Genomic DNA, 13,862 nt, shown 5'->3' on the forward strand with positions numbered 1-13,862 from the left:
TAAAGTCAATAAGGCATTAAATTTGAATAATAAATTTCAAAATTAGCAAGGGACAAAAATTAAATATGAAAAAGATAGGTTTATCATTAATGACGGCCATTTTAGGAGGCGCTATTGCCGTAGGTGCCTATAAAATGGTTGAAACTAAAACAACAGAAGTTGGAACGTTTGAAGACCGGCAAAAAGTTTATTTCGCAAGCAACCATATTGCACCGCTGGTATCATCTGCCGGAACGGTAGATTTTACACAAGCTGCGGCTGCAGTAACGCCGGCAGTGGTTTACATCCGTACCACTTATTCCTCTTCGCAAAGCGGAGGCGGACAAGACCAAATGGAGCAAATGTTTGGTGATATGTTTGGTATGCGCCGCAGGCAGCAGTCTAATACGCCGCAACGTGCTTCCGGTTCTGGTGTAATAATATCAACCGATGGTTATATCGTAACCAATAATCACGTGGTAGAAAAGGCAGACAAAATTGAAGTTACCACAAACGACAAACGTACTTTTTTAGCTAAAGTAATTGGCACAGACCCAAATACAGATTTAGCTTTAATTAAAGTAAGTACAGCAGGACTGCCAATTGTTAAGTTTGGTAATTCTGATGAAGCTAAAGTAGGCGAATGGGTTTTGGCCGTTGGTAACCCTTTTAACTTAACTTCTACCGTAACTGCTGGTATTGTTAGCGCAAAAGGCCGCTCTGTAGGTATTATCGGAAGTCAGGATAACGATGATGACACAAATCCTTTCTCCAGCCCTAATTTAGACCGTTCTCAAGCACAAACACCCGTTTTAAACAGAGGAATAGAATCCTTTATTCAAACTGATGCTGTAATTAATCCGGGAAATAGTGGCGGAGCCTTGGTTAACACAAAAGGCGAATTGATTGGTATTAACTCTGCTATTTTATCTCACACCGGTTCTTACGAAGGTTACGGTTTTGCAATTCCAATTAACCTGGCTAAAAAAGTGTTGAACGATATTGAGAAATTTGGTAAAGTAAAACGCGGCTATGTTGGTGTCCAGTTCAGAGAATTAAACCCTGATGCTGCACAGGAGCTGAATGTTAAAACCACAAACGGATTGTATGTAAACGAATTGGTTCAAGGCGGTGGCGCTCAACAGGCTGGCATCCGTAAAGGTGATATCATTACTAAAGTTGACGGCAATACAGTTTATGAATCATCAGATTTGCAGGAAAAAGTTGCCCGTTTACAACCTGGCGATAAAATTAACTTAACTGTTTTACGCGATGGAAAAGAGCAAACATTTGCAGTTACGTTAAAAGCCGATAACAGCAATGTTTTAGCTGGTGGTGGCAGAACAAAATCTGCAGAAGAAATTTATAATAATTTGGGCGCAAGTTTTGCTCCGCTAAGCAGTGCCCAAAAACAAAAATACAATATGAAGAGCGGCGTATTGGTAACACAAGTTCGTCCGGGCAGAATGTTCGATCAGTTAGGAATTGAAGAAGGGTCTGTTATTACAAGCATCAATAAAGTGCCTGTAAACTCTCCTGAAGCAATTGATAAAGCAATTTCTAATGTAAAAGATGGTATCTTAATTATCACCGGCGTTAGCCCTGATGGTAGTTCATTTACTAACCGTTACAAAATGGACAGATAAAAAACAGTGCTAAAAGAAGCATCGAAACCTGCAAAGTAAAATTTGCAGGTTTTTTTGTTTTATGGCTATTTTTGCAGAGATGACTTGTGATGGAATAGAATTTTTTTTTAAACAGCAAACACTTCTTTTACTGCCCCAAAAAGCGATTTACTGGAAAGACCGGAAAACACTGATTATTGCTGATGTACACTTAGGCAAAACAGCTCATTTTAGAAAATCCGGAATTGCTATCCCGCAGGAACTTGCCAGAAAAGACCTGGAAGTACTTTCTGCTCTGATTGATGGGCATCAGCCTGAAACCCTGATTTTTTTGGGCGATTTATTTCACAGCGATAAAAACAGCGATTGGGGACATTTTGCTTTATGGCGAAAAAAGTATGCTAAAAGAAGCATGATTTTGATTAAAGGGAATCATGATATAATAGAAGAAGAACATTTTACCAAATTAGATATTTCAGTTCAGGAAGAAATGCTGGTAGGTCCTTTTCGAATGGCACATCATCCTTTAAAAATGGAAGAAGCAGAAAAGCTCGAAGTTTATAGTTTGTGCGGCCATATTCACCCTGGCGTACATTTACGCGGAAAAGGGCGTGATGCAGTTACTTTGTCTTGTTTTTCTTTTGGCCGTAATCAGGCAATTTTACCTTCATTTGGAAAATTTACAGGCCGAATTGCTGTTCAACACCAGGAAACAGACCGCGTTTTTGGCATTTTGAATGATAAAGTGGTTGCTTTTTAAGCAAAAGGAACAAAATTTAACAGGTTAAAAGTTTAGATTGTTTCTAAATAGATAATGGAACTGATATTGGTACTCAGCTTTATTATCTTTTCAGGTTTAATAAATACTTTTGCAGTAATAATAATCCTAAAATCAAATAATCGATGAGTGGTTCTACACAGACTCTTTCTTCTTCAATAGGAAAAAAACTGATCATGTCTTTAACAGGTTTATTTTTATGCCTGTTTCTGATCGTGCATTTAAGCGGAAATTTTCAGTTGTTTAAAGATGACGAAGGCCTTGCCTTTAATGATTACTCTCATTTTATGACACATTTTCCGCCGATAAAAGTAGTTTCTTACCTGCTTTATTTGTCTATCATTATCCATTCTGTTTATGCTTTAATCCTAACCATAAACAACCGTAAAGCACGCCCGGTTAATTATGTTGTTCAGCCTAAATCGCCCAGCATCTGGTCTTCCCGAAATATGGGGATTCTGGGTTCGTTCCTGCTATTGTTTATCGTGATCCACATGGGGAACTTCTGGTTCAGCTACCACAAAGATGAGTGGTTTAAAAACCACGAAGGGCCAAAAATGCCGTTTAAAGAATACCGGACAGACCTTAAAACAGGTAAATTGATTTCTGCAAAACAGTTGCCGCAGGGAGAATATGAGTACGCAAAATATGTAGATGTGAGCAAACAGCAGGAAGTAACCGTAGCAAAAGATCTGCAGGCGCAGGTTATCTTCTCTTTCAGTTCGCCGTTATATGTTGTATTTTATGTAATTGCAATGGCTGCCTTGTCGTTCCATTTGCTGCATGGCTTTCAAAGTAGCTGGCAAACTTTAGGCATGAACCATCGTAAATATAAACCAATTGTTAACCAGATAGGTATATGGCTTTTTGCTGTAATTATCCCAATCGGGTTTGCTATTATGCCAATTGTTTATTATTTCACCAAAAGATAAATCAGCATTAATAAGCTTAAAAGCCTGATGCTTCTTTTATAAGATAAAAATTTGTAAAATGGAATTAAATGCCAAACTGCCTGAAGGTCCATTAGCCGAAAAGTGGAACAAGCAAAAGTTTAACCTGAAACTGGTTAACCCTTCTAACAAGCGGAAATATAATATCATTATTGTAGGTACAGGATTGGCTGGCGCTTCTGCTGCTGCATCACTGGCCGAATTAGGTTATAATGTTACTGCCTTTTGCTTTCAGGATAGCCCACGCCGTGCACATTCTATTGCTGCACAAGGTGGAATTAATGCTGCAAAAAATTATCAGAATGATGGCGATAGCGTTTATCGTTTGTTTTATGATACTATAAAAGGCGGCGATTACCGTGCACGTGAAGCAAACGTTTACCGTTTAGCAGAAGTTTCCGTAAATATTATCGACCAATGTGTAGCACAAGGTGTTCCTTTTGCCCGGGAATATGGTGGTTTATTAGATAACCGTTCTTTTGGTGGTGCCCAGGTTTCCAGGACTTTTTATGCCCGCGGACAAACCGGGCAACAACTTCTTTTAGGCGCATATTCTGCTTTAAACCGTCAGATTCATTTAGGAAAAGTAAAAATGTACACCCGTACAGAAATGCTTGACGTAGTTGTTGCTGATGGAAAAGCACAGGGAATTGTTACCCGTAATTTAAGGACTGGTGCTATTGAAACCCATGCCGGACATGCGGTTTTACTTTGTACAGGTGGTTACAGCAATGTTTTCTACTTATCAACCAATGCAATTGGTTCTAACGTAACCGCTGCATGGCGTGCACATAAGCGCGGTGCTTATTTTGCAAACCCTTGTTTTACTCAAATTCACCCAACATGTATCCCTGTTTCCGGGGACCATCAGTCTAAACTGACTTTGATGTCTGAGTCTTTACGAAATGACGGACGTGTTTGGGCGCCAAAAACGGTTGAAACAGCACAAAAACTGCAAAAAGGTGAAATCAAGGTAACTGATATTAAAGAAGAAGACCGCGATTACTTTTTAGAGCGTAAATATCCATCTTTTGGTAACCTCGTTCCACGGGATGTAGCTTCCAGAAACGCAAAAGAAATGGCCGATGAAGGCCGTGGTGTAGGTGCTTCCGGAAAAGCAGTTTTCCTGGATTTTGCTGAAGCGATCAGCCGTTTAGGTGAAGAAACTGTTGCTGCCAAATACGGTAACTTGTTTGATATGTATTATCAGATCACAGACGAAAACCCATACAAACAACCTATGCGTATTTATCCGGCAGTACACTATACAATGGGTGGTTTATGGGTTGATTATAACCTGATGACCACCATTCCGGGTTGTTATGCTTTAGGTGAAGCTAATTTTTCTGATCACGGCGCAAATCGTTTAGGTGCTTCAGCTTTAATGCAAGGTTTAGCAGATGGCTATTTTGTAATTCCTTACACTTTAGGGGATTACTTGGCTACCATCGGCCCGAAACCAATCGATCCAAATCATCCTGCTTTTGCTCAAACTAAAAAAGACGTAGAAGCGCGTGTTGCTAAGTTTCTTTCCATGAAAAAAGGAACTAAAACGGTTAACGAGTATCACCGGGATTTAGGCCATATTATGTGGGAATATTGCGGAATGGCACGTAACGAAGCAGGTTTAATCAAGGCAAAAGGATTAATCCAGGCATTAAAAGCTGATTTCTGGGAAAATGCAATAGTAGCTGGCGAAAATGAAGAAATTAATTTTTCTTTAGAACGTGCTGGTAGGGTTGCAGATTTTATCGAATTGGGAGAATTAATGGTGGATGATGCTTTAATGCGCCGCGAATCATGCGGAGGGCACTTTCGGGAAGAATCTCAGACAGAAGAAGGCGAAGCAAAACGGGATGACGAAAATTTCTCTTTTGTTGCTGCCTGGGAATATCAGGGCGAAAATCAACCCGAAAAACTGAACAAGGAAGATTTGATTTTTGAAAACGTTAAATTAACACAACGGAGCTATAAATAACAGTTGTAGGTTTTCGGTTGCGGGTTGCCAGTTACAACTCACAACGGGCAACCCGCAACATACGTTCGAATAATATAAACAACAGTTTTCGGTTGCCGGTTTCAACTTACAACTGTCAACTTACAACTCACAACTGATCAATATGAGTAATGGAAATATGAACCTGACGCTGAAGGTATGGCGCCAGAAAGATGCAAAAACAGCTGGTAAAGTTGTAACTTACCAGGCAAAAGATATTTCTCCGGACATGTCCTTTCTGGAAATGCTGGATGTTGTGAATGAAGGGTTGATCCTTAAAGGAGAAGACCCGATTTATTTTGACCATGATTGCCGCGAAGGTATTTGCGGAATGTGTTCGTTATATATTAATGGCCGCCCGCATGGCCCGAAACAAGGAATCACTTCCTGCCAGTTGCACATGCGCAGCTTTTACGATGGACAAACGATTACGATTGAACCATGGAGGGCAGCAGCTTTTCCGGTAGTTAAAGATCTGGCTACAGACCGTTCTGCTTTTGATCGTATTCAGCATGCCGGTGGTTATGTTTCTGTAAATACAGGCGGTGTGCCGGATGCGAATGAAATCCCGATCCCGAAACCAATTGCTGATGAAGCTTTTAACTCTGCAACTTGTATTCAATGCGGCGCTTGTGTAGCGGCTTGTAAAAATGCTTCTGCTATGCTGTTTGTATCGGCAAAAATTTCGCAATTGGCTTTATTGCCGCAAGGCCAGCCGGAGCGTTACAGCCGTGTGCAAAATATGGTTGCGCAAATGGACGAAGAAGGTTTTGGTAACTGTACCAATACAGGTGCCTGCGAAGCAGAATGCCCGAAAGAAATCAAGTTAACTAATATTGCCAGAATGAACGGTGACTTTTTGACGGCTAAAATCTTTAAATCAGACGAAGCGCACGTTTAACCGAAAAAGTATAAGTTTTAAAAGAAAGCCCTGTCAGGTTCTGGCAGGGCTTTCTTTATGGTGATTGGGGCAATGCTTCTTTTATCGACTAAATTTCAGTAAAGTTTCTGGTAAGCAGGCAATATGACAAATGCTAAACTTGTATCTTCCCGATATGTACTACTTTTATCCTGCAAAAAATTAGTAAAATTTATTCTAAATGCAGCCTGCGTTCAACCTAAAAAAAATCTTCTTCTTTCTAATCATGCTATGCTTTCTGTTGGGTTTCAATAGTAAAAGTGAAGCGATGCAAAGCACCGGAAACGATACAATTTCTACCAGCGATGTGCAATTTTCGCCTTTACCTACTGATACTGAAACGGTAAAAACAACAGCAGTGCCGGTTAAAAAGGAGGTTGTTAAACAAAAAGCGAAGGCGATAGAAGCAAAGGAAACGAAGCAATCCTTATGGGCAATATTTTTAGCTGGCTTATTGGGCGGCTTTGCTGCGCTGCTTATGCCTTGTATTTTCCCGATGCTTCCTTTAACGGTAAGTTATTTTACCAAAACAGCACAATCAAGGGGAAGTGCCATTACAAAAGCAATTATCTATGGCCTTTCTATCATTGTTATTTATGTTGCTTTAGGATTGCTGATTACAGTGATCTTTGGTGCGGATGCCTTAAATGATCTGGCAACAAACGGAATATTTAACATCGTCTTTTTTTTGTTGCTGGTTGTATTTGCCATTTCCTTTTTCGGTGCTTTTGAACTGACCTTGCCTTCTTCCTGGGCAAACAAAATGGATGAGCAGTCGGACAAAGGCGGTTTTATCGGCCTGTTTTTTATGGCTGCAACCCTGGCTTTGGTTTCATTCTCTTGTACCGGCCCAATCATTGGAACATTGCTGGTTCAGGCAGCAACAATGGGCGCTTTATTAGGGCCGGCAGTTGGTATGTTTGGGTTTTCCCTGGCACTGGCTATTCCTTTTGCTTTGTTTGCCTTATTTCCTTCCTGGTTAAAATCGTTGCCAAAATCTGGCGGTTGGTTAAATAGTGTAAAGGTTGTGTTGGGTTTTTTAGAATTGGCTTTAGCGTTAAAATTTCTATCCAATGTTGATCTGGCTTACCATTGGGAATGGTTTGACCGCGAAATATTCCTGGTTTTATGGATTGTTATTTTTGGATTAATGGGTCTATATCTTTTAGGAAAATTAAAATTTTCTCATGATTCTCCTGTTGATTATATTTCTATTCCCCGGCTGTTTCTCGCCATTATTGTACTTGCTTTTACCATATATATGGTTCCCGGGTTGTGGGGTGCACCGTTAAAATCAATATCAGCATTTTTGCCTCCGCTGCAAACGCAGGATTTTGATTTATATACGCCAAGCCTCACTGCAGGTAATCGTACTGCAAATACTTCAACCCAAAACAGCGAAGAAACACTACATAAATATGCTTCCATTTTTAAAGCACCTTTGGGTTTAAACGCTTTTTTTGATTATGATGAAGCTTTAGCTTACGCAAAGAAAAACCATAAGCCTGTTATGATTGATTTTACCGGTCATGCTTGTGTTAACTGCCGCAAAATGGAAGCAAGTGTTTGGACTGATAAAAACGTTTACAGCACGATCAGCAATGATTTTGTACTGCTGCAATTGTATGTAGATGATAAAACAGATTTGGGACCAAACGAGCAATTTGTTACAGCGCAAGGTAAAAAAATCAGGACGATAGGCAATAAATGGAGCGAGTTCCAGGCGTCCAGGTTTAAAGCTAATTCTCAGCCTTTTTATGTTTTGCTGGATGATGAAGGCAATTTATTGGTTCCGCCGCAAGGGGCAGATTACAATCCAAAGAGCTACGAAAACTTTTTGCAAAGCGGATTAAGGGCATTCGGCAAAACAGCGGTAAAATAATCCTGATGCTTCTTTTATGCACCTAAAAACAGTATTTGTTTTGAAAATACAAATTATTGAAAACTATTAAGTTATAACAGTGTTAGCTTCAAAATCACTTACATTAAATTATTAGTTATGAAAAGTTCTGTTGAAACCTTAGGCGTATTTCTGTTAGGAACAGCGGTTGGTGCTGCTTTAGGTATATTGTTTGCACCGGAAGCCGGAGAAGAAACCCGTAATACATTGGTTGAAACTGCAACCAATAGCTGGGATTCGATCAAAGAAAAAATAAAAACTGGCGAAGATGAACTGAATCAATATAAAGACCAGGCAGTAGAATACAAAGACCAGGTAGTTGACCAGGCAAAATCAAAAGTTAAAGAGTACAAAGACCAGGCTACAGGATACAAAGACCAGGTAGTTGACCAGGCAAAATCAAAAGTTAAGGACGAAGCCGCAGGTTTAAACGATAAAATACAGCAAGCATAAGCTGGTTTATTTTTCTCTGTTTTAAAATCCTGAATATGAGGGGCAATTTGCTTCTGGTATTCAGGTTTTTTTTGCTTTAATGAGATTTATATTTTAACCAGTGAAGTTTGCAAAAAAAGGGTGATAAAAACAGTATTTCCTATGGGCATAAAAATGCTGTACAATAATATCAGAACAATTCATTAAAAAATGAGTAAAATAGAGGAAGTTAGTGTAAAACGCAAAGCCGAAAAAGGCTGCGTTAGCAGTAAATAATCAAATTGTTACATCCTGAAAAAAGAAGAATAAAAGCCTTTCTACTGTTAAAAAGCCATCTTTTATTCAATCACACAAATGTTACAGCTACAGGAATTAAACCTTGTGAAACTTTCGCGAATTTGCGCTGTCAATAGCAATCAAACTACAAAATAGCTGATTTATTACTTCGACCTTAAAATATGAAACGTACCTTACTCTGCTTTATAATTTTTTTGCTGACAGCACACGTTCTGCGCGCACAAACCTTACACGAAGTGCGTGGCATAATACAGGACACAAGCGGTGCCTCTTTACCCGGTACCATTGTAAAATTAGTTTCAGCTTCGGATACTCTGACTACCGCAGCGACTGATAACGGATCGTTTGTTTTTCCAAGGGTGAAATCAGCAGAATTTAGGTTAACCATTGATTTGATCGGATTTCAAACCATTAACAGGCGGTTTCTGCCACAACCACACAACCCTAACACCATTAATGTGGGTATTATCAAAATGAGGACAGCAGCTACGCAGTTAAAAGGTGTAACTATTGTTGGTATTAATGCGGTAAAGGTAAAAGAAGATACGGTAGAGTTTAATGCTAACGCCTATAAAGTGAGGGCTAATGCACCCACAGAAGATATGATTAAAAAGCTGCCTGGTGTTGATGTTGATGCAAACGGAAATGTAACGGCGCAAGGCAAACAGGTTACTAAGATCAGGATCAACGGAAAGGATTTTATGGGAGGAGATGTACAATCAATCACTAAAAACCTGCCGGCTGACGTAATTGAAAACATTCAAATGATTGATGATTATGGAGATCAGGCTAATTTAACCGGCGTAAAAACCGGAGAACCAGATAAGATCATGAACATTAATATCCGGCCGGACAGGAATACGGGCTATTCTTTGCAGGCAACCGCTGGTGATGGCCGTGATGCTTTACCTAAAGTAAGCAGTAGTACCGATCCAACAAGCCCTTCGGCAATTACCAATAATAATGATCAGAACCGTTATTTAGGAACAGTTAATTATTTCAATTTTAAAGGTGACCGTCAGATTTCTATCCTCGGAAATATTAACAATACGAACATCAATACATTTACCTATGGTGGCGGAGGCGTTGCCCGAGGTGGTGGAGGTGGCTTTGGCGGCGGCGGTGGCGGCCGTGGAAATGCGTTACAAGGTGCAAATAGTGGAAGTACAACATCAACAGCAAATGGTATTACAGATGCCCATGCAATCGGATTTAATTACAGAGACCAGTGGGGGAAAAAATTATCTGTTTATGGTAGTTATAGTTTTTCGGATAATACCACACATACCATTAGTGATGTGTTTCAACAAACTACCAATGCTGGCATCAGCAGCACCAATACTCAAAACAGTACCCAACAAACCCAGAATATAAACCACCGGGTAACCTGGAATATGGAATATAAACCAGATACGGTTAATTATCTAAAAATTACCCCAACTTTTTCTTACGCTGGTGTAAATACTAATTATGCTGGTAATGTCAACAATATTACGAGCCAATCAGACCAAACTACTTATAATCAAACAACCACTGATAATTCAAAGTCGCCTACTTATGGCATCAATGTTTTATTTAACCATCGCTTCCGTGCCACACGCCGTAATTTAAGTATTTATGTAAATGCGAGTTCGGCTTCAACTAACGAGTCTGATGACCCAACAACAATTTATACAGCAGGAGCTCCATCTGCACCTAAATATCAGTTAATCAATACAAATAGTCATACAAGCTCTATAGGAACTACGGTTTCTTATTTAGAACCAATAGGAAAGCTTTCTTACCTGGAACTGAATTACGCCTTAAATCATTCTTATACTACCAGTGATAAAGAAACAGACACGCTTACAACAACCATGGACCGCGTTTTTTATCCAAGATACAGCAACAACTTTAACTATACTTTTACAACCAATCGTTTCGGACTGAATTATCGTTTTATAGAAAAAAAATATAATTATACCTTAGGTTTAGGTGTACAACCTGCCGTTTTAGATGGTTACTCTCCAACTACCGGACAAGCTACACATGTTTCTACGTTTAATTTCTCTCCGGCAGCACATTTTGTTTACAACTTCTCTAGAAGTCAGGCTCTAAATTTTAACTATAACGGAACGAGCAACCAGCCTAATTTTAATTATTTGCAACCTGTTATAGATTTTTCTAATGCTTTATACCCGGTACAAGGAAATCCAAACTTAAAACCAACATTCAGTAACAATTTTACGCTTCGTTATAACAAATTCAGTTTTGCAACTGGCGATATTTTGTTTACAAATTTAACATTCAATCAAACGGATAATATGATTGTAACAAATTCCATAAAATATCCAAAGATTGATCCTTTACATCCAACTTTAGCAGGAACATATCTCACCAATTATTTAAACACTGATGGCTATTACACTTCTTCACTAAATGCAACTTATGCTAAGCCCTGGGCACAACGAAGGTACACACTGATGTTTAATGCGAACGCAACATATACTAACAATATTGGTTACAGCAGTAGTGTAGCTTATGATGCAGTAAGTAATACTGAAACAACAACCACGGATAGAAATATTGCAAAAACACTGTTAATTACGCCAGGTATTCGTTTTCGTACTGATATTACCGATGTTATTGATGCAGAATTACGTACCAGTTATAGCATAAACACGATCAATAACTCCATCTTATCAACCAGTTTTCAAAACTCAGCAGCTAAAACATTAAACTTAGGTTTAAGTGGTAAAAACTACCTTTGGAAGAATTATACAGTTAGCTACGATTATACCAAATTAATATATAGTGGTTTTACGGGTGTAACGCAAAAAAACCCAAATCTGCTTAATGCTTATGTAGAACGCCGGTTTTTAAAAAATAATGCTGCTACAATACGTATAGCTGCTTATGATTTATTTAACCAAAACACGGGTTATACTTATACGCCAAGCGGACAAGGTTATACTGTTTCTAACGTTAACCGGTTAGGCCGTTATTATTTGCTTTCCTTTAGTTTACGTTTGCAAAAATTTGCTGGTAAGGCACCTTCGCAGCAAGATGATTTTAGAGGAGGTGGCCGAAGAGAGGGCGGTGGTTTTGGTGGTGGAAGGCCAGGCGGCGGAGGCCCTCCGGGAGGCGGTTCACCAAGGGACTAAAAAAACAGGTCATAAAAAGAGCACCGGAAAAATTCTCGTGCTCTTTTTGCTGATATAGAAGCTTTTTCTTCAAGCAAAAACTAAATGAATTTAAACAGGTTAAGTAAACTGTAGCCAAATTATTAAACTGGGTTACGCTTCGCTTACTCAATTAATCTCAGTTATGAAAGCCGAATGGAACAACCAGGTAATCGCCGAAAGTAATGATACAATCATTGTGGAAAACAACCATTATTTTCCTTTACAGACAGTTAAACGCGAGTTTTTAAAACCATCTTCTACGCATACAACCTGCCCCTGGAAAGGCCTCGCCTCCTATTATACCTTAGATGTAGATGGTAAACAAAATGCAGACGCGGCCTGGTTTTATCCACAACCAAAAGATGCAGCAGCACAAATTAAAGATTATGTTGCCTTTTGGAAAGGTGTAAAAATTACTCAATAACCTTGCTGCTAAATGAAAATTTATGATGCAATTGTAATCGGTTCCGGCCAGGCTGGTACACCGCTGGCCAAAAAACTAGCTAAAGCAGGCAAAAAAACAGCTTTAATTGAGAAACGGTTTGTAGGTGGGACCTGCGTAAATGATGGTTGTACACCTACTAAAACCCTTGTTGCTTCTGCACGGGCAGCTTTTATGGCAAAGCGCAAGGATTTAGGTATTGATGTAAGTGCTTATAAAGTTGATTTTCCTGCTATCATGCAGCGTAAAAATGATATTGTAGAAAAATCCCGAGATGGCGGCCAGAAAGGTTTGGAGGAAACAGAAAACCTGGACCTGGTTTTTGGCGATGCTTCTTTTACCGGCAAAAAAACGTTAACCGTAAAGCTGAATGCGGGCGGAGAAGAAGAATTTTCTGCAGAATTGATCTTTATTGATACCGGCGCAAAAACAAGCATTCCCAAAATTGAAGGGCTGGAAACGGTTTCTTATCTCACTTCAACCACAATTCTGGATTTAAAGGAAGTCCCCGAAAGTATGATCATCATCGGCGGTAATTATATTGGATTAGAGTTCGGGCAAATGTTTTCCCGCTTCGGCAGCAAAATAACCATACTGGAAAAAGGTAAAACAATTATGTCCAGGGAAGATGCAGATGTAAGTGAAGCCGTAACCCAATTTTTAACGGAAGAAGGAATTAACATTATTTGCGGCGCAGAAACAACCAAAGCTGAAAAAACAGCAGATGGGAAAATTACTTTAACTATTAAAAAAGAGGATAACCAACAACAGATTACCGCTTCACATTTGCTGATTGCAGCTGGCCGTTCTCCTCAAACCGAAGCGCTAAATTTAGAACAAACAGGTGTTGAAGTGGATGAAAAAGGCTATATCAAAGTAAACGATAAACTTGAAACTACAGCAGCAGGGATTTATGCTTTAGGCGATGTTAAACCCGGCCCTGCTTTTACCCATATCGCTTACAACGATCATTTAATTGTGCTTAAAAACTTGTTGGAAAATGCTGATCTTTCCATAAAAGGCCGCCCAGTCCCATATTGTATGTTTACTGATCCGCAGTTAGGACGAATTGGTTTATCAGAAAACGAAGTACGTAAACAGGGTTTGGATATTAAAGTTGCCAAACTTCAGATGCAACACGTAGCCCGAGCCAACGAAATCAACGAAAAAAAAGGCTTTATGAAAGCGGTTGTAGATGCTAAAACAGATCAGATTTTGGGTGCAACGGTTTTAGGTTACGAAGGCGGCGAAGTAATGGCTGTTTTACAAATGGCCATGCAAGGCAAAATAACGGCGCACCAACTCCGTGAAAATATTTTTGCGCATCCAACCCTATCAGAATCGATCAATAATCTTTTTATGTCGATAGAAGAAGCTTAA

General features: G+C 39.3%; 10 protein-coding genes. All 10 read left to right on the forward strand.

Annotated features, from left to right (window positions below):
• The first annotated feature begins 65 nt into the window (after positions 1-65).
• On the forward strand, positions 66-1,625 hold the full coding sequence (locus tag GO621_RS14760) for a trypsin-like peptidase domain-containing protein (protein ID WP_157568387.1): 1,560 nt from the start codon (positions 66-68) through the stop codon (positions 1,623-1,625).
• A gap of 61 nt (positions 1,626-1,686) precedes the next feature.
• Positions 1,687-2,364, forward strand: coding sequence for a ligase-associated DNA damage response endonuclease PdeM (gene pdeM / locus GO621_RS14765; protein ID WP_232335667.1), 678 nt, complete (start codon positions 1,687-1,689; stop codon positions 2,362-2,364).
• 143 nt (positions 2,365-2,507) lie between these two features.
• Entirely contained in the window at positions 2,508-3,314 is an 807-nt protein-coding gene (locus GO621_RS14770) for a succinate dehydrogenase cytochrome b subunit (protein ID WP_157568389.1), read from the forward strand.
• Between the two features lie 58 nt (positions 3,315-3,372).
• The gene (locus tag GO621_RS14775) at positions 3,373-5,310 is read left to right on the forward strand and encodes a fumarate reductase/succinate dehydrogenase flavoprotein subunit (RefSeq protein ID WP_157568391.1); all 1,938 of its coding nucleotides are present in this window, start codon (positions 3,373-3,375) and stop codon (positions 5,308-5,310) included.
• A 142-nt stretch (positions 5,311-5,452) separates the two neighbouring features.
• The gene (locus tag GO621_RS14780) at positions 5,453-6,229 is read left to right on the forward strand and encodes a succinate dehydrogenase/fumarate reductase iron-sulfur subunit (RefSeq protein WP_157568393.1); all 777 of its coding nucleotides are present in this window, start codon (positions 5,453-5,455) and stop codon (positions 6,227-6,229) included.
• 199 nt (positions 6,230-6,428) lie between these two features.
• Complete coding sequence (locus GO621_RS14785) at positions 6,429-8,129, forward strand: protein-disulfide reductase DsbD family protein (RefSeq protein ID WP_157568395.1); 1,701 nt, start codon at positions 6,429-6,431, stop codon at positions 8,127-8,129.
• A 117-nt stretch (positions 8,130-8,246) separates the two neighbouring features.
• Complete coding sequence (locus GO621_RS14790) at positions 8,247-8,600, forward strand: YtxH domain-containing protein (RefSeq protein ID WP_157568397.1); 354 nt, start codon at positions 8,247-8,249, stop codon at positions 8,598-8,600.
• A 470-nt stretch (positions 8,601-9,070) separates the two neighbouring features.
• Positions 9,071-12,019, forward strand: a complete 2,949-nt coding sequence (locus GO621_RS14795; protein ID WP_198170265.1) for a TonB-dependent receptor — start codon at positions 9,071-9,073, stop codon at positions 12,017-12,019.
• A 163-nt stretch (positions 12,020-12,182) separates the two neighbouring features.
• The gene (locus GO621_RS14800) at positions 12,183-12,464 is read left to right on the forward strand and encodes a DUF427 domain-containing protein (protein WP_157568401.1); all 282 of its coding nucleotides are present in this window, start codon (positions 12,183-12,185) and stop codon (positions 12,462-12,464) included.
• A 12-nt stretch (positions 12,465-12,476) separates the two neighbouring features.
• Positions 12,477-13,862, forward strand: coding sequence for a mercuric reductase (locus tag GO621_RS14805; protein ID WP_157568403.1), 1,386 nt, complete (start codon positions 12,477-12,479; stop codon positions 13,860-13,862).

Source organism: Mucilaginibacter arboris, from assembly GCF_009754915.1.
In the GTDB taxonomy this organism is placed as follows: Bacteria; Bacteroidota; Bacteroidia; order Sphingobacteriales; family Sphingobacteriaceae; genus Mucilaginibacter_A; species Mucilaginibacter_A arboris.